General features: G+C 60.1%; 23 protein-coding genes and 1 tRNA gene. 6 read left to right on the top strand and 18 right to left on the bottom strand.

Annotated elements, in window-relative coordinates:
* Positions 1-88: 88 nt before the first annotated feature.
* The 5 genes from JJ917_09880 to JJ917_09860 all read left to right on the top strand — a co-directional run bounded on the left by JJ917_09880 (position 89) and on the right by JJ917_09860 (position 2,159).
* Complete coding sequence (locus JJ917_09880) at positions 89-643, top strand: response regulator (GenBank protein ID MBO6699127.1); 555 nt, start codon at positions 89-91, stop codon at positions 641-643.
* Positions 644-783: 140 nt separating this feature from the next.
* Positions 784-1,212 carry a TIGR02594 family protein gene (locus JJ917_09875; GenBank protein MBO6699126.1) on the top strand — a complete coding sequence of 143 codons (429 nt, stop codon included), beginning with the start codon at positions 784-786 and terminating at the stop codon, positions 1,210-1,212.
* Positions 1,213-1,235: 23 nt separating this feature from the next.
* Positions 1,236-1,724 carry a hypothetical protein gene (locus tag JJ917_09870; GenBank protein ID MBO6699125.1) on the top strand — a complete coding sequence of 163 codons (489 nt, stop codon included), beginning with the start codon at positions 1,236-1,238 and terminating at the stop codon, positions 1,722-1,724.
* Complete coding sequence (locus tag JJ917_09865) at positions 1,721-1,930, top strand: hypothetical protein (protein MBO6699124.1); 210 nt, start codon at positions 1,721-1,723, stop codon at positions 1,928-1,930. The genes JJ917_09870 and JJ917_09865 overlap by 4 nt, the downstream gene beginning before the upstream one ends.
* Positions 1,908-2,159 carry a hypothetical protein gene (locus tag JJ917_09860; protein MBO6699123.1) on the top strand — a complete coding sequence of 84 codons (252 nt, stop codon included), beginning with the start codon at positions 1,908-1,910 and terminating at the stop codon, positions 2,157-2,159. The genes JJ917_09865 and JJ917_09860 overlap by 23 nt, the downstream gene beginning before the upstream one ends.
* On the opposite strand, the gene JJ917_09855 is transcribed toward JJ917_09860, so the two are convergent.
* The 8 genes from JJ917_09855 to JJ917_09820 form a co-directional block, all read right to left on the bottom strand.
* A complete protein-coding gene (locus JJ917_09855) occupies positions 2,156-2,554 on the bottom strand; it encodes a TIGR01244 family phosphatase (protein ID MBO6699122.1) in 399 nt (132 codons plus the stop codon). The genes JJ917_09860 and JJ917_09855 overlap by 4 nt on opposite strands.
* 240 nt (positions 2,555-2,794) lie before the next feature.
* Positions 2,795-3,643 (bottom strand): formyltetrahydrofolate deformylase, encoded by an 849-nt coding sequence (gene purU, locus JJ917_09850; GenBank protein ID MBO6699121.1) that lies wholly within the window; start codon positions 3,641-3,643, stop codon positions 2,795-2,797.
* Positions 3,644-3,700: 57 nt separating this feature from the next.
* Positions 3,701-5,203 (bottom strand): CoA-acylating methylmalonate-semialdehyde dehydrogenase, encoded by a 1,503-nt coding sequence (locus JJ917_09845; protein MBO6699120.1) that lies wholly within the window; start codon positions 5,201-5,203, stop codon positions 3,701-3,703.
* A 182-nt stretch (positions 5,204-5,385) separates the two neighbouring features.
* Positions 5,386-6,252, bottom strand: a complete 867-nt coding sequence (locus JJ917_09840) for a hypothetical protein (GenBank protein ID MBO6699119.1) — start codon at positions 6,250-6,252, stop codon at positions 5,386-5,388.
* On the bottom strand, positions 6,249-6,731 hold the full coding sequence (locus JJ917_09835) for a DUF2165 family protein (protein ID MBO6699118.1): 483 nt from the start codon (positions 6,729-6,731) through the stop codon (positions 6,249-6,251). Before JJ917_09835 ends, JJ917_09840 begins: the two co-directional genes overlap by 4 nt.
* Before the next feature lie 81 nt (positions 6,732-6,812).
* A complete protein-coding gene (locus tag JJ917_09830; protein MBO6699117.1) occupies positions 6,813-7,604 on the bottom strand; it encodes a DUF533 domain-containing protein in 792 nt (263 codons plus the stop codon).
* A 147-nt stretch (positions 7,605-7,751) separates the two neighbouring features.
* Complete coding sequence (locus tag JJ917_09825) at positions 7,752-10,016, bottom strand: MMPL family transporter (GenBank protein MBO6699116.1); 2,265 nt, start codon at positions 10,014-10,016, stop codon at positions 7,752-7,754.
* A gap of 21 nt (positions 10,017-10,037) precedes the next feature.
* Positions 10,038-11,171, bottom strand: a complete 1,134-nt coding sequence (locus tag JJ917_09820) for a fatty acid desaturase (protein MBO6699115.1) — start codon at positions 11,169-11,171, stop codon at positions 10,038-10,040.
* Positions 11,172-11,454: 283 nt separating this feature from the next.
* On the opposite strand from JJ917_09820, the gene JJ917_09815 reads away from it, so the two are divergent.
* A complete protein-coding gene (locus JJ917_09815; protein MBO6699114.1) occupies positions 11,455-12,732 on the top strand; it encodes a hypothetical protein in 1,278 nt (425 codons plus the stop codon).
* Between the two features lie 149 nt (positions 12,733-12,881).
* On the opposite strand, the gene JJ917_09810 is transcribed toward JJ917_09815, so the two are convergent.
* The 10 genes from JJ917_09810 to murA all read right to left on the bottom strand — a co-directional run bounded on the left by JJ917_09810 (position 12,882) and on the right by murA (position 20,860).
* Positions 12,882-12,957, bottom strand: a tRNA-Phe gene (locus tag JJ917_09810).
* Positions 12,958-13,121: 164 nt separating this feature from the next.
* Positions 13,122-15,128: a HAMP domain-containing protein gene (locus tag JJ917_09805; GenBank protein MBO6699113.1), complete on the bottom strand. Its 2,007-nt coding sequence runs from the start codon at positions 15,126-15,128 to the stop codon at positions 13,122-13,124.
* A gap of 112 nt (positions 15,129-15,240) precedes the next feature.
* The gene (yacG, locus tag JJ917_09800) at positions 15,241-15,468 is read right to left on the bottom strand and encodes a DNA gyrase inhibitor YacG (GenBank protein MBO6699112.1); all 228 of its coding nucleotides are present in this window, start codon (positions 15,466-15,468) and stop codon (positions 15,241-15,243) included.
* Between the two features lie 28 nt (positions 15,469-15,496).
* The gene (gene maf, locus JJ917_09795; protein ID MBO6699111.1) at positions 15,497-16,084 is read right to left on the bottom strand and encodes a septum formation protein Maf; all 588 of its coding nucleotides are present in this window, start codon (positions 16,082-16,084) and stop codon (positions 15,497-15,499) included.
* A 145-nt stretch (positions 16,085-16,229) separates the two neighbouring features.
* Positions 16,230-16,448 (bottom strand): translation initiation factor IF-1, encoded by a 219-nt coding sequence (gene infA / locus JJ917_09790; GenBank protein MBO6699110.1) that lies wholly within the window; start codon positions 16,446-16,448, stop codon positions 16,230-16,232.
* A 199-nt stretch (positions 16,449-16,647) separates the two neighbouring features.
* Positions 16,648-17,082, bottom strand: coding sequence for a low molecular weight phosphatase family protein (locus JJ917_09785; protein ID MBO6699109.1), 435 nt, complete (start codon positions 17,080-17,082; stop codon positions 16,648-16,650).
* 72 nt (positions 17,083-17,154) lie between these two features.
* Positions 17,155-17,676: a UPF0262 family protein gene (locus JJ917_09780; protein ID MBO6699108.1), complete on the bottom strand. Its 522-nt coding sequence runs from the start codon at positions 17,674-17,676 to the stop codon at positions 17,155-17,157.
* A 69-nt stretch (positions 17,677-17,745) separates the two neighbouring features.
* Positions 17,746-19,041 (bottom strand): histidinol dehydrogenase, encoded by a 1,296-nt coding sequence (hisD, locus tag JJ917_09775; GenBank protein MBO6699107.1) that lies wholly within the window; start codon positions 19,039-19,041, stop codon positions 17,746-17,748.
* A 55-nt stretch (positions 19,042-19,096) separates the two neighbouring features.
* Positions 19,097-19,564 (bottom strand): DUF2948 family protein, encoded by a 468-nt coding sequence (locus JJ917_09770; protein ID MBO6699106.1) that lies wholly within the window; start codon positions 19,562-19,564, stop codon positions 19,097-19,099.
* Positions 19,565-19,570: 6 nt separating this feature from the next.
* Positions 19,571-20,860 (bottom strand): UDP-N-acetylglucosamine 1-carboxyvinyltransferase, encoded by a 1,290-nt coding sequence (murA, locus tag JJ917_09765; protein ID MBO6699105.1) that lies wholly within the window; start codon positions 20,858-20,860, stop codon positions 19,571-19,573.
* Between the last annotated feature and the right edge of the window lie 11 nt (positions 20,861-20,871).

Below are 20,871 nucleotides of genomic sequence, written 5' to 3'. Positions count from 1 at the left end.
GCTTGCGCCCATAACCGTTTGTTCAAGGGTTGACGTTAGGGTCGTAAGCCTACGTTCCTGCAACCGGCGGTGTTGGCGCTGAAGGCGTATGTCACGTTTCGATTTCTCAGATCTGCGCGTTCTCGTTGTCGATGACAATGTCCATATGTGCCGCCTGGTGCGCACCATGCTCAGCGCGTTTGGAATGCGGCATGTGACTGACGCGAGCGACGGCGCAGAAGCCTTGGAACGGTTGGAGCAGGGACAGTTTGAGATCCTCATTGTGGACTGGGAAATGCCGGTTCTCGATGGTGCCGACTTTGTGCGCCTGGTTCGCAATCCCGATCACCTTTTCTGCTACGCGCCGATCATCATGATCACCGGGCATTCAACCTATCGGCGCACCCAGGAAGCGCTGGCGTTGGGTGTGAACGATGTGCTTTGCAAGCCCTTCTCGCCGCAGGCACTCTACGCGCGTATCGCCGATAATGTTCTGAAACCTCGGCCCTTTATCCGCTCTCCCGACTACTTTGGCCCTAAGCCGCGTCTCGACCCTGAAGAAAGCGATCCGTTGGATTTGGACGTTACCGCTGAAGGTGTTGGATCGACGGGACCCGCTGCAGGCGGAGCGATCGATTTAGATGCCATCGCCGCCGTCGACTGACCGCAGAGCATGACCTTCCCGTCACATATTCCAACGGGGATAAGACAACCGCTTATCCACGCTACTCCCTTCTAACCCAACACTGACCTGCATGGACCAGCGCCGCTTTGGCGTCTGGCGAAACGATGCGGGAGACCGGCATGGCCGATCCAGTTTGGTTGCGCGAAGCAGAACGTCATCTTGGAACGCGCGAATGGCCGGGTCGCCGGCATAATCCCTCGGTTGTGACGTTCTTTGCCAAGGCCGGATTTGCCGGCATTCGCGATGATGAAACGCCTTGGTGCGCGGCCTTCGTCAACGCCGTCTTGGCGAACATTCATCTTCCAACGACTGGCAAGCTGACGGCGCGATCATTCTTAAACTGGGGCAAACCAATCAGCAGCGCCGAGCGCGGTGCCATCGCTGTTTTCCGGCGTGGGCTATCCACCTGGCAAGGCCATGTGGGCTTTGTGCTTGAGGCGGACGCAACGCACATCATCCTGCTCGGCGGCAACCAGTCGAACGCCGTTACGAAGGCCGGCTACCCGCGATCCAAGCTGCTCGGCCTGCGCTGGCCTTCCGCTTCCTGATCCTCCAACCGAAAGACCGCCTCATGACTGATAGAATGCTACTCGCGCTTCCCGTCTTCGCAGCTGGCCTCAGCTACGGAACACCTGCCCATGCCGCGACGATCGATCTCGGTTGGACCGTCGATCTGGTCGCCCCTTTCATCGAAACCGGCGTCATCGGCCTTGCCGCAGCGTTGGTTGGGTGGCTCATCTCGCGCCTCGGCCGCTGGATCGGCCTTGAGATCGAACGCGATCACGCGGAAGCCTTGCACGCGGCCATTGCCCGTGGCGTCCGCCATGCCGTCTCACTGGTCCGCAGCGAAGCCAAGGAGCGGGCTAAGGTCGATGTCGAAAGCCGCCTGATTGCCGAAACAGCGATCTATCTGGAAAGGCTCATGCCCGATGCGCTCAACCATTTTGGTCTGACCGACGAAGCGCTCGACCGATTGATCCGCGCCTATCTCGGGCCTGACTTACTGCACTGGGCGGATGCGTCAGCGGTCTCCGCCCCGGCCACCCCACAGCCAGAATGAGCGAACTGCTGATCAGCCTTCTAGCGACGCTCGTTGGCGTCCTTCTCGACAGGATCGCCACTTGGCAGAAGGCACGTCGGAGTGATGCCAACAGGCTCGATCTCGCCAGACTTCAGCGCCGGTTGGAGGTGGACCGGATCAATCGCGCGATCGACAAGGATATTGCCGATGAAGGCAGTCTTGATGCCCTTATTGATCGCCTCTAGCGCGCTTATCGGTTGCCAGAGCCAAGGGGTGGAGCCCTTCGATCTTCAAAACGATCCGCTCTGTTCCTTGCAACCAATCACCGTCAACGAGCCCGTGCGTGAGTATCTACGCATGCCGATTGTCGCCGGCGAGGTGCCGGTGGGATATGATCGATTCTTGCGCGACATTGCCGCGCACAACGCCAAGATTCGCCAGCATTGCGACTTGGAGCGTGCCGATCGCCGCTAAATCTGTTGCGACAGGTCGTAGCCCGCAGCGTCGGCAAGGGCCAAGACTTCATCGCGCGGGCGCTTGGTCACTTCCTGGAACGCCCAGAGCATGATCGAGCGCGTGCCTGAACGACAATAGGCAAAGACCTTGCCGGTGCTGTTTTCAACCAGTTCGGCCATTTGCGAGATGTGCTGTGGCCCGAACATGCCCGACGCAATAGGCAGGTGGTGAATGGCCAAGCCGAGCGCGTTTGCTTGCGCGGCGACGGCCTCAAAAAGCGGCTGGCCAAACTCTTCATCGTCTGGTCGGTTGCAGATGATGGTCGTGTAGCCCTCATCGGCCAGCGTTTGGAGATCCTCGGGTCGAATTTGTGGACTGACAGCAAAACTGTCCGTGACCTTGCGGATATCCATGAACGGGTCTTTCTCTCGACGTTTGGTTTGCCGGAACACAAACCGGTTCGCGGATCCCTTCCATGCCGCACCACTTCGATGAGAAACATGATCTAGATCAGCATTTGTGCTGCATTGCACAATTTGTCGACCGCAGATGCGCACATCTGCTCAAATGGCGCAACAATGACTATCTAATGTATCCAAAAGGCGCAAGGATCGCGCCGCGCGGCTGTAACTCAGGCGCTGCTCGGCAAAGGGCTAGCTGAAGACGACGGTCTTCATGCCATTGATCAGAATACGCCGCTCCAGATGATAACGCACCGCGCGGGCCAGTACCTGGCTTTCCACATCGCGGCCGGCGGCCACCAGTTCATCGGACGTCATGGCGTGATCGACACGGATCACATCCTGCTCAATGATCGGACCTTCATCCAATTCCGGCGTCACATAATGCGCCGTGGCGCCGATCAGCTTCACGCCGCGATCATGGGCGCGGTGATAGGGACGGGCGCCTTTAAAGCTCGGCAGAAACGAATGATGGATATTGATCACCCGGCCTTCCAGCCGGCTGGAAAGCCCATCGGACAGGATCTGCATGTAGCGGGCCAGAACCACCAGATCGACCTGCTCACGCTCGATCAAGGCTTCCAGCTCAGCCTCTTGGGCGGGCTTGTTGTCCTTGTCGACCGGCATGTGGAGAAAGGGAATTCCTTCGCTCTCCACCCGCTTGCGCCAGGTCTCGTGGTTGGAAACGATGGCCACCAGCTCCATGGGCAACTGGCCGACCTGCCAGCGGTAGAGCAGATCGTTGAGGCAATGGCCGGTCTTGGAAACCATGACAATGACGCGCGGTTTGACCGAAACATCGCTCACCTGGAAGGCCATGTCATAGGCCGTGGCGACCGGCTCAAACGCGCGGCTGAACCCATCCGTCCCGTGACCGTTGGGCGGGGTCAGGCGGATGCGCATGAAGAACCCGCCGGACTTGTCGTCAAAGAACTGCGCGCTTTCCACGATGTTGCAGTCTTGTGCCGTGATCGAATTGCCGACGGCCCCGACAATGCCTTTGCGGTCCGGACAGGAGATGGTGAGGATCAGGTCGGACACGGTCGGCGAAGTCATGGGTACGCAGATACTTGGAACTGTTGTCGGGTTTAAACCGGGCTAGCCCAGCGTCGGCATGGTGAACTCAGGATCGGTCCGCATGCCGGTGGGCCAGCGCGCTGTAACCGTTTTAAGCCGCGTGTAAAAGCGAAAACCTTCCATCCCGTACATGCCATGGTCGCCAAACACCGAGGCTTTCCAGCCGCCAAAGGAGTGGAACGCCATCGGCACCGGGATCGGAACATTGACGCCGACCATGCCCACCTCAATGTCTTGGGCAAAGCTGCGCGCCACGTCGCCATCGCGGGTGAACACCGCAACGCCGTTGGCATAGGTGTGATTGTGGATGAGGTCGACGGCATCCTGATATGAGTTGCGGCGCACGACCGAAAGCACCGGCCCGAAAATTTCTTCCTTCCAGATCGTCATGTCGGGTTTCACATGGTCGATCAGCGTGCCGCCCATGTAGAAGCCGTTCTCATAACCTTGCTTGGACTGTTGGAAGCCGCGACCGTCGACAACGATTTTCGCGCCTTCGGCTTCGCCTTGGTCCACATAGCCCTTCACCTTGGCCAGATGCTCTTTGGTGACGACCGGGCCCATCTCGGCCGTGTTGTCGGTGGACGGGCCGATCTTCAATTCGGCGATTTTCGGCGCCAGTCTGTCGACCAGCGCATCGGCGACGGCGTCAGTGACCGGCACAGCGACGGAAATGGCCATGCAGCGCTCGCCTGCCGACCCGAAGGCTGCGCCCATCAGCGCCGAAGCCGCCATGTCCAGGTCAGCATCGGGCATGATCACCATATGGTTTTTCGCCCCGCCAAGCGCCTGCACGCGTTTGCCGTGCGCGGTGCCGGTCGAATAGATGTACTGCGCGATGGGCGTGGAACCTACGAACGAGACCGCCTTGATGTCGGGATGCTCAAGAACCGCATCAACAACTGGTTTGCCGCCATGCACCACGTTGAAGACGCCATCGGGCAGGCCTGCCTCTTTCAGCCATTTCGCCAGCAGAAGTGAGGCAGACGGATCCCGTTCTGAGGGTTTTAGGATAAACGTGTTGCCGGCGACGATGGCGACCGGAAACATCCACATGGGCACCATGGCGGGAAAATTGAACGGCGTGATGCCGGCCACCACGCCAAGCGGCTGGCGAATGCCATAGCTATCGACTCCGGTCCCCACGGCCTCGGAAAACTCGCCCTTCATCAGGTGCGGCGCGCCAACGGCAAATTCCACGACCTCGATGCCACGGGTCACCTCGCCGAGTGCATCATCGTGAGTCTTGCCGTGCTCGGCGGAGATGGCACGGGCCAGTTCGTCGGTGCGCTCCCAAAGGATCGATTTGAATCGATCAAGTATGCGCGAACGGCGCAGCGTTGGCGTCTTCACCCAGGCCGGAAGCGCGGCCTTGGCCGCATCGACAGCCGCCTGCACATCCGAAGCACCGCCCAACACCACCCGGCTTGGCGTTTCACCGGTCGCTGGGTTGAAGACCGGCTGATGGCCAGCCGCTGAGCCCTCGGTCAGCGAACCTGCGATATAGTGCTGAATCGTTTCCATGATGCCTCTCTCCCCGGTTTCCATTCGGCGACGCTCGTCGCGATTTTTGACCATTTGGTACACGTCAGTGCCGGTGCTGTGAAGCGGCGCGGCGCGCTTTTGAGCCAGCTGGCCCGACAGGGGCTCTGTTACGCATCCTGACACGATTTTGCAACCGGTTGCAAAATCTAGGAGCGATGACACTACCAGGTGATTTGCAGGACTGCTCCGTCGGTCCGCTCGACTAGAATGGCGCTGGACGACCGCACGATGCGCCGCACACCGCCGGCTGGATCGAGTGTTGTTAGGCGTGTGAGTTGTGGCGCGAAACTCATGGCCAAAAGCTGCTGCCGACGCGCATCGGGTACCAGCAGGTCCATCGCGCCGTCACCGTCAAAATCAGCGACGGCGGATAGGCGTTGCTCGCGCGCTCGAATCTCATGGTTGGAAAAGCCACTTTGCCGGGCAACAACGCGCATGCCGTTTGGGTCAAACGTGGCGAGCTTCAGCGTGCCGCCGATATGTGGCGTCTCGACAAACGCCACCTGCAGATCGCCACGCCCTAGAAAATCAGCAATGCCGGCAATGTTCAGCCAGCGATTGGATCGCCCGATAAACGGTGTGGCGCCAAGCTCGACGATCTGTTCGCCGCGCACGCCATAGATCGCAATCGATCCGCCCTGGCGGGTGGAGGCGCGAATGGTGATGATTTCGGTGCGCCCGTCGCCATCCAGGTCAGCTAGACGCGGCGTTCGGTCTTCAAACACCAGGCTGTCGGGCAAGATGAACTCATTCTGCGTTCCGTTTGCCAGCCGCACGCGAAATGCGCCCGCTTCGATGCCATCGCCAAGAATGGCATGTGCATAACGACCGGTTGGTCGGGTGTACCACGCTGCTTGCACGTCTCCTGAACCGGAGGCAACGCAGCCATCGGGTAAGCCTTCCGGGGCACGCCGACACCGCTCAACCAGGGCGGTGGGGGAGGTCGCGCCAAGCGAGGTGATCTGCCATTCCTGGGCGCTGGCCGGCCCAGCGAACACGCTCATGACCAGGGCTAACAGCCACTTCATACCAGCCATCCCAAAGTCAGAATGCCCCAAAATGTCATGAAGTAATGGGTGTGCTGGGTGCTCTTGTGCGAGACCCAATAGTGGAACCAGTTGCCGCCCACCAGAAACAGGCCCCAGATCAGAATGAAGCCGAGCACCGCCCAGCCGGCAAAGAGCTGCGCAGTGCCGACATCGACAGCCCCAAACACCGCCAATCCGAGCATGGCCGTACCAAAAACCAGACCGGCGGCGACCAGGGTCTCGAAGGCAACGATGAGCCGAAAGAGCCCAGTCTGCAAAGCCTCGGACGTCACACGATTGCGTTTCACCAGTTCGTAAACGCCTGGCATCTCTTCGGCGATGGCATCCATGGAAAACACGTCGCGCACCAGCGCCAAATTCACCTCCGGCGCGCGGATGTTTTCATAAGCACCGATCACCAGCCAACCGGCCAACAGGCCAACCAGAACGGTTTGGGCAACGAGGGTGAGAAGTTCCATGAAAACGGCCTTGTACGCGGATCAACACGCCGTAGTTTTCACGGGCGTTGAAGGCATGCAAGGCCATTTAACAAGCACCCATCAGGCTTCGGCGAGCAACCGGTCAGCGTTGGCGTGCAGATGTTCCACGAGCTTCGGGTCGAGCCCAAGGCGCGCAGCAAGCATCGCAAGGTAGCCTTTCTCGGCCGGTCCTTCTGGATCGACGGCGATGAGCGAGGCGGCATAAATCTCCACCTTGTGCTCTTCCGACGATGCCGTGGCGGCGATGGCACCAACGTCCAGCGGCTTGGCGAGTTCCTCTTCAATAAAGGCGCGCTGATCGCCTTCGATGGTGAGCTTGGAAAGTGCCTGACTAATGCGCGCGCGCTCTTCGGCGGTCACGTGGCCATCGGCTTTAGCAGCACCGATCATCGCGGCGATCAAAGACTGGCTAAGCCTTTCCTGCGCATCGCTATCGTTCGGCATAAAGCCAGTGCCGGAAGCGTCTTCAATGGGAAGCGGCGCGGCTGATCCGCCACCTGTTCCTGCCGAAGGGTTGGACGGCGGAGTGGCACCTGGCGCCTGGCCGGCTTGATAGTCTTTCCACGCCTTGTAGGCGAGGCCGCCAACAAGCGCGGCGCCCCCAACTTTTAGCGCACCGCCAGCAATCTTTCGGCCCTTTTTCCCACCTAGCAACAGCCCGGCCAGTCCGCCTGCTACTGCGCTGGTAGCCAAGCCGCCACGGCCAGAAAGCAGGCTATCAAGATTAAGCCCACCAGCGGCAACACCTTGTTGGGCTGGCGCGTCTTGCTGCCCGCCGCCGGCCTGGCCGGTCACGCTCGATAGGTCCACCTGGCCGAGAAATTGGTCAAGAAGGGCTTTGGCATCACGCATGGGGGTTCCTCTGGATCGCGGGTCGTGGATGAAACGTATCACCGCGATATGGCGATGCTGGGGACCGGTTCAAGATTGATCGACCTAGAGGATCCCACGCCTAAACCTAAGGCGCACACGTGAATCATGAGGGCCGGATGCAAACATTCAAGCGCTCGTCTCCGAAACGGACGACTTGTTTGGCGCGAGCATGACCGCAGGCAAAACGACAAGCACGGCAATCAGCGCCAAAGCAAAGACAACGATGCAAAGAATGCCGAAATAGGCAATCGTCGGCACCGCGCTGAACTGGCTGCCGAGCATGCCGAACGCGAGCACCACGGTGGTTGTCACCAACACGGGTGCTAGGTCGTCAAAGACCTGTCGCACACTCTGCGTATCGAAGGGCCTGTCACGAGGAGCGACCAGATGAAGCCGGTTGAGCACATGAACGGTGTCATCGACCGCGATCCCGAACGCGATGGTGAGCGCGATGGCGCTTGAGAACTGTAGGCCGTTTCCGCTGAGAAACAGCCAGGCACCGACACAGACGATGGGCAGGATGTTGGGCACCAGTGCCACCAGCCCATAAAGCGGGCTGCGAAACCACACCGCGACGAACAGCCCTGCAGCGAGAACGGCGACCGTGAAGCTGATATTAAGGTGACCGATCATGGTTAGGCTCGACGTTGATGACATCGTGAGCAGGCCGGTTGGGCGCCCGACCGCATCGGCGGGGACCTCCAAATCTTCCAAACGGTCCTGCAAGCGATCAAGCAAAATCTGGGTCGCCTGGGCGCCCTGGTCGGGCACATAAAGGCGGACAAGAGCCCAGGCGCCATCGCTTGAGACATAGCGCAGGCGCTGCGTCGGGCTGAGCCGGTCCAAGACGGTCTCAAGATCCTCAAGCGTCGCGCTCGCGACAGGCGCGCCAATCCAGGATGCGATATCCAACAAGGACGAGATTTTGCCATCGGGAACGGCAACCCGGGCTGCGTCGACAGCGCTTGCAACCCGCTGAAGGTCACCCTCGCCGGTCAGTCGAACGGGCAGATCGATAGCTGCCGTCGGCGTTATTGCGGCGTCTACTTGGCGCAGCGCCTGAAAGGCCTCGTTCTGCGGCGAGACATTTTCAAGGAACGTGTACTCCGGCCGCGCCTGACTGAAGAGGCCAAGCGCCGCGACGAGCACCACCAGTGAAACGGCCGCAACAGGGCGCGGGCGGCGCATCGCGAAGCGCCACATGCCGTGGCCCTGAAAGGCTGTGAACCTGCGAACAGGCGGGCGCGCAAGCAACGCCTCAAGGTGCATGGAGAGGACGGGCGTGCGGCTGGCGCCAAGGAAAACCAACGGGTGGGCAAGCAGTATGGCCAGAAGCGAGATTAGAGTCGCTGCAACACCGGACCAGCCAAGGCTGCGCACCAGTTCAGAGGGCGAGATCAGCAGGGCAGCAAAGGCAATGGCGGTTGTGAATGACGTAAGCGCGCAGGCCGGCGCAACCCGGACGGCAGCTTCCTTGATGGCGTCGGCAAGGTCTGCGTGCAGCGGCGCCTGGCGTCTAACCTCATAGGTCAGATGCAGGCTATCGCAGAGCGCGAGCACCAGGATGAGCACCGGAATGGCATTGGTGACAGTGTTGATCTCCAACCCCAGCCAGCCCATCGCGCCGAGCACCCAAAGCAGGGCCAAGGCCGCTGGCAGGCCAGTCAAAAGCGACAGCAGCACCGAGCGCAGCGCGATGATGCAGATGAGCGACCCGATGCCGATACCAATGGCGTTGAGCACCAAGAGATCGCGCAAGAGGCCGTCGATGACGATCTGCCGGATCGGCACCATACCGGTGATTGCGACATCCAGGTTTTGGTCGGCGTTGGAAAGGTCGGCGGTAAGCGCTTCAAGCTCAGTGATCGTTTCGCGCGCGCTTTCCAGATCGGCCTCGCCAGGCCGCAGGGTCACAAGGACGAGCGTCTGGCTCAGATCTTCGGAGACCAGGCGGTCACCACCAAGGGGATGGTCGCGCGCGCTCGCAAGCAGCGCTGGAAGATCGTCGGCGCCTGCCAAATCAAGCGGCAGCAAAGGCTGGGACGGCGACCCAGAAACCGGTGGGGAGCGCAGCGCAAACACCGAAACCGTGGAATCCACATGCGGTGCAAAGGCGGCATCCAGCGTGAAGCCGCGCACCGCTTCAAGCTGCGTGCCCATGAGTGCAGCGTCGGCACGAATGTTGACAGCAATATCGCCTTCTGCCGGGGTGAAACGCTCACGATTGAGGCTGAAATCCAGGAAGGCCTGCGTTTGCCCAGCGAATGCACTTTCCATGCCGTCGTCGAATCCGAGGCGCAGCAGACCGGCCACCGCAAGGGATGCCAGAACTGCCACGCACAGCGCCGCGGCCAGAGGGCGCTGGAGCGCCAGGAGAGGCAGAAATCGCATCGATCAGGTCAGCGCGAGGCGTCAGGAACGGCTCTCAACATGGCCCCTGGTTGGAAGCGCCGGTCGCAAGCCATCGGTGGCGTAGGCTCTTTCGGCCGCCGTGGCAAATCGGCGGTCCCAATCATCCAAAGATGGCCGTGCCAGATGATGGAAGAGCGGCGGCAGAAGCGCCACGAAGGCCATCAGGTTCGGTCCGAGCGGATAGGTCGGCGCCTGTGCCGTGACGTTAAGCGCCCAATAGCTTTTGGTACCATTGAGATGATGGGCGCAGTGGCGTGGCAGATTGAGCATGAAGCTTGAGGTCGCCACCCGTGACCACTCCCAAGAATGATCGGCGCGCACCGGCGTGCCCGGCACCCGGACCAAGCCGTAATGGCTGATATATTGAAACAGCTCCACGATCACCAAGCCGATGGCCGCCACGAGCAGAAATGCGAGTAGGCCCGGCAAGCCACCGAGCGCAAAGGCTGTCAGCATCCAGCCGGTGAGAACGCCATAGCCTTGAAAGGTCCGGTTGTAGATGAAGCGACCGATCGGCCCGTCCTTGCGCAGCCGTCGTTGCTCAAAGTGATGGGCGTTGATGAAAGTCCCTGAAACCGAGCGCACGAAATAGCGCCAGAAGCCTTCGCCGCGCCGGGCCGTCGCCGGGTCACAGTGAGTCCCGACATTGCGGTGGTGACCAAAAACATGCTCGATCGGCAGGCTGGGATGCAGCGCCAGCGCCAAGAAAAGCTGACCGAGAAATCGATGAACGGGGCGGTCGAGCCGGTGACAGAATTCGTGCGCCACATTGGCAACCGCAGCGATCAACATGCCGACGCCGAAGGCCCCGCCGATCAACGCCCAGTAAGGTTGGGCCTCAACCAAGCCGGCCAGAAAACCGGCTGAGGTGGAAAGTGTACCAAAGGTGAGGGCGACCATGCCGACCCAAAGGGCCATTACCACGACGATCAACGCCGAGGACAGGTAGAGCGGTCCGTCCTCAAACGGCATTGTGCGCTCAACGCCGTCGTAATTGGGCACGACCTCGTCAGCGACGCCGTTTAGCGCAAACACAATCGTCGGGACGAGCCAAAGAGCAAGGCCACCCAAACTGAGCGCCACAATCGCTATCGCCTGGATAACGGCCTGATAATAGTAGCGGAGCCAAGTCATCGAGCACCCCCGAACCTGCTGCAATGGCCACACCCGAGAACCTTAGCCGGTTCAAAGGGGATGCGGCAATCGATTAGCCTGTTCTTATGGCTGGGCGGGGGCGAGACCGGTTGCCTTTTGTCAACGTCCTTAACTCAGCCGGCATGCTGCGCCCTGCGAACCATCGGTGGTTCGACGATGTGATCTCACGATCTCTAAAGAACAGGATAGAAAGTCTGGCGCGTTGAGCTGTCTTGGAGATGTCATCATCTTGGTCTTAGGCTGACCTTTTGCGGAGGTTCTGATGTCGATCAAGATCACTACCTGGAACATCGCCTGGATGCACAAGATGCTGCACGGCATGGAGCGAACCATGCTTGGACGGGTGATCACTGAGCCAACAGAGAAAGAAATTCTCGCCAAGCAACGTGCGCAGATCGCCCGCCAAATCGAACTCATGAATCCCGATATTCTGTGTATTCAGGAAGGACCATCGGTGAAGGCGCTCGATAAGCTTGTCACGTTCTGTGAGGAAGATCTTGGCGACACATGGCGCCTTGTTCCACGCGCTGACGATGGTGACTATAAGGCGCGTGGCAGTCAATCGATCTGTTTCATGGTGAAGACTGATCGCTGGGACGAGCTTCAGCCGACGATCCTGCCGCGCGACAACTGGATTGCGGCGACCGAGCAGGAAAGCCGGGTTGATGTTGGCGCAACCGATTCAGGCGAACACAAGGACACCTGGCCGATCGACAATCCGCTTTGGATGGAACGGCGAAAAACAGCTCGCATCGAAGAGGAATTGCGTGCTGAGCTTGAGGCCGAGGATGATGCTGACGATGAAGAGGACAGTCTCGACATTCCAGACGGCGATCACACCCATTATCGCTGGCCGCAGGTTCTCACCTGCACCCGCGATGGTCATCAGTTTGACGTCATCGGCGCCCATCTGAAATCGAAATATGTCGCGCGGGACTCGATTGTGCGCGCCGTTGCCCGACTAAAGAAAAAGCCGAGGAAATCACGAAGCGACCGGCGCCGCATCCGTGATTTCGAGCTTCTGGCGATCAACGCCCGGATGAAGATCTCGACCGAGGCGACCAACATTCGCTACTTCATCGACAATAGGTTCCGCAACGAGCCGAACCCGGCGGTCCTTCTGGTCGGCGACCTGAACGACGGGATCGGCAAGGAGTATTTCGAGCGGCGCTATCTGCTGCACGATCTTGTTTCGAACCTCCAGGGCGATGTGTTCTTCGCCAATCGGTTCCTCAACCATGCACTGTTTGATTATTCACCGGCGGGCGAGCAGAACATGCGCTGGTCGGCCGAGTTCGATGATGTCTGGGACCCGCACCGCTCCGATCGCATATTGCTCGACCACATCATGTTCACCCAAGGGGTGGTCGGCGCCGACGCGTTTCACAACACCGGGATGCGCGTGCGGTCCAAGGCTGGCTTCGTTGAGCACAAGCATCATGTGGCCGCCAACCGTGTGTTCAAGCCCGGTGAGGGCGAAACCAGCGACCATCGACCTGTCTCAGTGATCGTCGATACGTCGGATGATCCGATTACGTGATCCGGAGCTGGGTAGAACTCTTGTTGCTCTGTGCCTTTGGCGCAAGCGCGGGCGGAACGAACGGAGCAGGAGAAACCAAGCGGTTGGTCCGAAGGACCAGATCAGGGGCAACCATGCGGTTGTTCTGAAAGAACGGCGCGGGGAAGATATGGTGCCCAGGGGCGGGTTCGAACCACCGACACCGCGATTTTCAGTCGCGTGCTCTACCAACTGAGCTACCTGGGCGCGCGATGGAGGCAGAGCTAAGGCGCCGCTGCGGTGCATCACGAAGCGGCCTTATAGGCAATGGCCCGGGTCAGCGCAAGACGCCTGTGATCAACATTTCCGGCCAAGAAAAAACCGCCGCGCCGGGGGCGCGGCGGCGTGGTGATGTTGGTCTGGATATGCGCCTAGGCGGCGCGCACATTGCGTAGGAAGTCCCCCACGCTTTCGCGCAACCGTTCGGCTTCTGAGGCCAGTTGCGACGAGGCGCTGAGCACTTCACTGGCCGCCTGGCCTGTTTCTTGAACAGCGGTCGAAACCTCGGTGATGTTCGAAGAAACCTCGCGCGTTCCATCGGCCGCCTGCTGTGTGTTGCGAGCGATTTCCTGTGTCGCTGAATGCTGTTCTTCCACCGCCGCCGCGATCGAGGAGGAGGTGCTGTTCAGGTCCTGGATCATGCCGCCAATCTTGTCGATGGCATCGACAACTGCGTCGGTGTCGCTCTGCATACCGGTGATCTGGGCGGAAATCTCCTCGGTCGCCTTGGCCGTCTGGTTGGCAAGGCTCTTCACCTCACTGGCCACGACGGCAAAGCCTTTGCCGGCTTCGCCAGCGCGCGCCGCCTCAATGGTCGCGTTAAGCGCCAGGAGGTTGGTCTGTTCGGCAATGTCGGAGATCATGGAGATGACATCGCCGATCGTCTGGGCACTGGTTGAGAGCTTGGCCACTGTTGTCGTGGTGTGCTCGGCGCCGCGCGCCGCCTCGTCGGTTTTCGAAGCTGACTGGCCGATGCGTTCGGAAACTTCCGACAAGGAGTTGGTCATCTCTTCGGATGCAGCAGCGACAGTTTCCACGTTGGTGGAGGCTTCTTCGGAGGCGGCTGCCACGGCGGTTGAGCGTTCGCCGGCACGGCCTGCCGCTTCGGAAAGCGCGTTCGACAGGCTCACCATCTGCTCAGCCGCGCTCGAAACCGCCGACACCACGCCATTGACATTGGCTTCAAACGTGTCGGCCATCTCATTCATCGTCCGGCGTTTTTCGTCTGCTGCTAAGCGGATCTGTTCTTCCTGATCAGCTTCGAGACGGATTTTTTCCCGGCCATTCTCCTGGAACACGAGGAGCGCGCGGGCCATGTCACCCAACTCGTCCTTGCGATCTGCGCTTTCGATGGTGATATCGAGGCGACCATCAGCCAAATCGGTCATGCTAGCCACCACATTGGCGATCGACCGAGCGATCAGACGACCAATGAAGAAGGCTGCCGCACCACCCAGAAGCACCGCTACCAACGCAATGATCATCGTGGTGCGACCAACACTGGCAACTTCGGCTGCTGCGCGAGGGCCAACGGTGTTCTGCGTGTCAACCACAGTTTGTAGGGCTTCGGTGTAGCCCGCGGCCAATTGCGGCCCGATGGTGTCGAGCTGGTCGGAAAGGATGTTATTGCGCTGGACGATGATCTCCGTGATCGCAACGAACAGGCGTTGAAACTCATCGGCGTGCGCCTGGTACTGTTCTAGAAGATCGGCAAGCGACGAACCGCGCGTAAAGCGCTCCAACGACTGCGCAGAGGCGTCGGCAAGAGCAAGCTCTTCGAGCGTGCGTTCTTGATCTGAAGGCCGGTTCTCCAGAAGGTACTTCTCGCCATAATATCGGGCGAGCATCAGATGCTGTTGCACGACACCTGCGATGTAAGCCGCATCCGCGTTGCTTCCATTGAAAGCCTCACCCATCAGTTCGCTCATGACCGAACGTGCGTCTCGACCACTTGCGTTGAGCATCGGCACCAGTTCATTGCGCTGTCCTTGAGCGGCCACGACTTGGTCGAAACCAGCCTCATAGGCGTTCAGCAATCCCGATAGGTTGACAATCCGCTGTGCCTGCGTGTCGTCGACCATGAAGTCGGCCAATTCGTTCTTGAGAACGCCCAGCGCCGCGACACCCTGATGAACCTGATCGGCAAACTCTGGGCTGTTGTTGATGCGGTATTGCATCACGCCCAACCGAATTGAGAGCAGATTTTGGGCAGCTTCGTTGACCAACAGGCTTTCGCGGGCTGCCTGTCGGTAATCAGTAAAGTCGTGACCAATCGTGTTGGTGCCGCGTAGCGATACCAAGGACAAGACGATCAAAAGGGCAAGGACCAATCCAAACCCGGCAAAGATCATCTGTTTAAGCGAAAGAACCTTGTTCATTGCAATCATCCCCCATTGCATAAGCAGTCAATAACGCAACCTATGCGTGTCGTGACGGCGACCATGCGGGGAGTAAGGCTAAGAACTGGTTAATTACGTACGTATAATCCCGTCAATGGCGGGTTGTTCCAGTTGGGAAATTATTGTTCGCATTTTCCGCGAAGTCCGGATTTTCAGTACCTTCGCTGTCATCATCCACCGTCCCTGGGATGGAATAGCCGTCGCTCAACCATCGGTTGAGGTCAACGTCCTTGCAGCGTGCTGAGCAGAAGGGCGCATGGTCTTTGACCATCGGTTTGCCGCATACCGGGCAGTCCTTGCTTGCGGGGCCCGTACTCATGCCGCGCCTTCCAGCGTTGCGCGATACATCATGCCGATTGTGCCTCAGGCGCGGTCTCCTGCCAGGCATCGATTACAGGCAATCCGTTTCCGGTGAGCATTTGCGCGGTCTCATAAAGCGGAAGGCCTACCACGCCGCTATAGGAACCGACCAACTGCACGACGAAGGCGCCGGCGCTGCCCTGGATGGCGTAGCCGCCGGCTTTGCCGTCCCATTCCATGGTGGTGAGATACGCGGCAACATCCGCACGCGAGAGGCGCTTGAACCGAACCCGCGTCTCCACCAGGCGGCTGTGCAAATTCTCTTTGGTGTCGACCAGCGCAATTGCCGTATAGACCCGGTGGGCGCGACCGGACAAAAGCTCAAGACAGCGCTGCGCTTGTTCGCGTGTTTCGGCTTTCGGCAGGATACGCCGTCCGACCGCGACAACCGTGTCGGCGGCCAGCACCAGCGCGCCACGAAAATCATCCTCAACCGCCATCCGCCGCTGTGCGGTCAGCGCCTTGGTGCGCGCCAGCCGTACTGCCAGATTGCGCGGCAGTTCCATCCGCTGCGGCGCCTCATCCACATAAGCCGGCTCCAACCGATCCGGGATCAGCCCGATCTGTTCAAGCATCGACAATCGGCGTGGCGAGGCCGAGGCAAGCACGAGTTTGGGGCGTGAGGTTTGCGAAAGCGACAGCACGAGGTGGCGATCCTGTGTGGGTGGTCACGGCCAAACCCCAGTTGTGGCGGCCTGGTTCGTTTGGCGCAGCAGCCAGCTATTTGTAGCGATAGGTGATGCGACCCTTGGTCAGGTCATAGGGCGTCATTTCGACAAGCACTTTGTCGCCGGCAAGCACGCGAATGCGGTTCTTGCGCATACGGCCAGCGGTATGGGCGACGATTTCATGGTCGTTTTCAAGCTTAACGCGAAACGTCGCGTTGGGCAGGAGTTCGGTGACGACACCGGGAAACTCCAAAACTTCTTCTTTGGTCATACGGTTCCTGTTTGTGAGGTGGGCAAGCCGGGCCATGTGCCCTGCCAGGGCGCACGGCGCGACGCCCGTCAACATGCGTTGGTGCGGGGCGATGTAGCCGAAAAGCGGCAACAAGTGAAGGCTTTGCGCCTGCAAGGCTGCAGGCTGGTTTGCGGTTGGCTTTGCGTTGGGTTGCGATTGGCGTCCGACTGGCAGCCGTCTAATCCTGCACAAACCGTTTTTTGATGCGCAGGGCCAAACCATCGCGCATGGCGCGATAAGCCTCTAAGATGTGCTCGCGCGAGCCCTGAACAAGGGTTGGGTCGACCGTTGGCCAATATTCAACCTCGACCGCCTGGTCGCGCGTCATCTCCAAGGCGCGGTGATGGGCCTCTGGCGCCAGTGTGATGATGAGGTCGAAAAAACTGTCTTCGATATCTTCAAATGTCCGTGGACGGTGTTTGGCAAGATCGAGCCCCATCTCATCCATGATCGCGACCGTGAACGGATCGGGTTCGCCAGCCCGGACCCCGGCCGATTGAATGTAGAACTTGCCCGGCACCAAATGCTTGGCCAGCAATTCGGCAACCGGTGAGCGCACAGCGTTCATCGAACAGGCGAACAGAACAGAGCCGGGCATGGTTTGGCCCGGCATGGTTTGGCCCGGCGAACCTGGAGGCAGGTCGGGAGAGGGACCGCCGGGCGCATCCTCGACCACCGGTCGGCCTCAGCCTTTCCAGTGCAACACGCAGACGAGCGTAAAAAGCCTCCGCGCGGTCTCAAAATCGATCTCGATCTTGCCCTCAAGGCGCTCCATCAAAAGTGTCGAACCATCATTGTGCAGCCCGCGCCGACCCATATCGATGGCCTCAATCTGACTGGGGCTGGCCGTTTTGATCGCCTCATAATAGCTGTCGCAGATAAGGTGATAGTCTTTCACCGCGCGCCGCAACGGCGACAGCGCCAGCATGTGCGCCGCCACCGGTTCGCCGGATGCAGCTTCGCGCACATCAAACACCAAACGACGCTCCACAACCGCAAGGTTCAGGCTGTAGGGGCCGCGTTCATGGCCTGGCAACGCGAAGGAATTTTCCTCGATAAGATCGTGGATCGCGACCTGTCGTTCATGATCGATGCTTGGGCTCGACCGGCCGATGGACACCTCATCAATGTTCACTGAAACAAGCCGGTTTGGGCCTTGTTCAGACGCATCGCTTTTGGGTGTGGTGAGGCCGGATTCGGGTAGCATGACGTCCTCTTAACGGCCTTTGTGCGCAGTCATTGATGATCGGCCGAGGATGGTGCTCGCTCGCCGGACTTAGGCCTGGTTGGAGCGTATGGCAACGGAACGGGCATGCGCCGTCAACCCCTCCGTCCGCGCCAGAGTTTGTGCCGCCGGACCGAGTTTGGCCAGCGCGTCGGGTGTGCAGGAGAGCACTGAGGTGCGCTTGATGAAATCCATCACCGAAAGGCCGGAGGAGAACCGGGCTGACCGCGCAGTTGGCAACACATGGTTGGAGCCACCGACATAATCGCCAATAGCTTCGGGCGTGTGGTGGCCAAGGAAGATGGCACCGGCGTGGCGGATGCCGTCCATCATGCCCTCAGGGTCATCGACCGCAAGTTCCAAATGTTCAGCGGCGATTCGATTGGCCAGCGCGACCGCTTCCTCGCGGTCATCGGCACGAATGATGGCGCCATAGTCACGCCAGCTGACGCTCGCAATGGGCCGCCGTGGCAGCTCGACGACCTGCGCGCTGACGGCCAAAGCAATCGCATCACCAAGATCATCGTCAAGCGTGATGACGATCGATTGTGCCGCTTCATCATGTTCGGCCTGTGCCAACAGATCCGCGGCCACCCATTGCGGGTTGGCGGTTTCATCGGCGATCACCAGCACTTCTGAAGGGCCGGCGATCATATCGATGCCGACCGTGCCGAACACCGCGCGTTTGGCGGCAGCTACATAAGCGTTGCCGGGCCCGACAATCTTGGCCACCGGGGCGATGGTGTCGGTGCCATAGGCGAGTGCGGCAATCGCCTGCGCGCCACCGATCCGATAGACTTCATCAACGCCGGCGCGTTTGGCTGCGGCAAGCACCGCCGGGTTGGTTTCGCCGTCTGGCATTGGCACGACCATGACGACGCGTTCGACACCGGCCACCTTGGCGGGGATGGCATTCATCAGCACCGAGGATGGGTAGCTCGCCGTGCCGCCTGGCACGTATAGCCCGACGGCATCGATTGGCGTCCAACGCGAGGCCAGCGAAACGCCAAGTGAATCCGTGTAACTGTCATCTTTCGGCATTTGCCGTGTGTGGTGCGCTTCGATACGCTGCGCCGCCAGATCAAGCGCCGCGCGCACATCGACGGCCACATCGTCGGCAGCGGCTTCCAACTCATCCTCGCTCACCCTTATTGTGTCGGGCGTGAGGGCAAGACGATCAAACTGCTCGGTCAGCGCGCAAACAGCCTCGTCGCCGCGCGCGCGCACATCGGCGAGAATTGTATCAACCGCTTCGCGCACATCGGCCGCTTCTTCGCGCTTGGCACCAAGAAGGGCAGCAAAGTCGGATTCGAACGTGTCATCGCGCGTGTCGAGGCGCTGGGCCATGAGGCAGTCTCACAAATCAAGTGGTCAGGTAGGGTTCTGGCCTGGAGGCCGGATCCTAAGCGTCGGCCAAAGCGTCGCTATCGGGATGCTGCGGCAGAGCGTCTGTCGTCCATGCACCGCCAAGATCAGCCATGGCAAGCTCCAAACACTCAACATGAAGTCGCACCGTGGCGCCGCCAGCAAAGGCAAACGTGACCGTGCCTGCCGGATCATCGGATGCTTCAAAGGCGATGGAAAGCAGCTCCAGCACGTCATCGGGACGGCTGAGATCAAGGCCCGCCAGCTCTGCCTTCAAGCTCCGCGTCACCTGTAAGCCAGTGCGCCGGCGTTCATAGGGTGGCTTGTCGCGCTCCGCATTCACCTCCCAGGCGAACCGGTTGGCGACCATCGCGAAACGCTTCTCGCCTGGCAGATACGTCATTTCGCCGGTCTTCACGATCGCGTCCTGCATGGCGGCTGAAACAACTGCCAAATCCTCGTTGTCGAAGGCGGTAAGCTTCAGAAGCTGGGGGGTGTCAGTCATCGGTGGTTAGGCCGCCAAACGTTCGATCTCTGCGCCGCAGGCGGAAAGCTTTTCTTCCAAATTGTCGAAGCCCCGATCCAAATGATAGACGCGGCCGACTGTGGTTTCACCTTGGGCCGCAAGCCCGGCGATCACCAGCGAGACCGATGCACGCAAATCGGTCGCCATCACCTCAGCACCGGTCAAAAACGGTTGGCCTTCGACATAGGCGTTTTGGCCATCCAGGCGAATATTGGCGCCAAGCCGCGCCAGTTCGGCCACATGCATGAAACGGTTTTCAAAGATCGTTTCTTTGATCGTCGACGTGCCCTGCGCCATGGTCATCAGCGCCATCAGTTGCGCCTGTAGATCGGTCGGAAAGCCAGGAAAAGGCTCTGTCGTCACGTCGACCGGCATGATGCCATTGCCATTGCGTGAAATGGTCAGACTATCTTTCTCGCGGGTTATCGAAACGCCGGCCTCTTCCAGTGTGTCGAGCGCTGCGCCCAGATGTTCCGCGCGCGTGCCAGTGAGCGTCACCTTGCCGCCGGTTATCGCCACGGCCATGGCGTAGGTGCCCGTTTCGATGCGGTCGGGCACCACCGAATGTTCCGCGCCGTGCAGCACATCAACGCCCTGTATGTGGATGGTCGAGGTTCCGGCGCCTTCGATTTTGGCGCCCATGGCGTTGAGGCAGGTTGCGACATCGACGACTTCGGGCTCGCGGGCGGCGTTTTCAATCACGCTTTCGCCTTTGGCCAGCGCCGCCGCCATCATAGCCACATGGGTGGCGCCGACAGAGACTCTTGGAAAGGCGATGCGGTTGCCGATGAGCCCCTTGCGGGCTTCGGCGATGGCATAACCCTGCTCGATCTCGATGTCAGCGCCGAGCGAGGACAACGCGTCGAGGAAGAAATCAACGGGACGTGTGCCTATGGCACAACCGCCAGGCAGTGACACACGCGCCTCGCCCATGCGGGCTAAGACCGGTCCGATCACCCAGAAGCTCGCCCGCATCCGGCGCACCAGATCATAAGGCGCCGTCGTATCGACAATTTCTTTGGCGGTGAGGTTCACCGTCGACCCGAAGGCCCGCTTGGCGCCAGGGCGACGACCGGCCACGGCATAGTCCACGCCATGATTGCCGAGAATGCGCGACAGCGTCACCACATCTTGCAAATTCGGGACATTGTGCAGCGTCAGGGTTTCGGCTGTGGCCAGGCTCGCGATCATCAACGGCAATGTGGCGTTCTTTGCGCCGGAGATCGGGATGGTGCCGTTCAGCGTGTTGCCGCCGACGATGCGGATCTTGTCCATGGTGAGCTCTC

This window comes from Hyphomicrobiales bacterium, assembly GCA_017642935.1.
GTDB lineage: Bacteria > Pseudomonadota > Alphaproteobacteria > Rhizobiales > MH13 > MH13.
The sequence above is the reverse complement of the archived record's forward strand: the minus strand, read 5'-3'. Positions and strand labels throughout refer to the sequence as shown.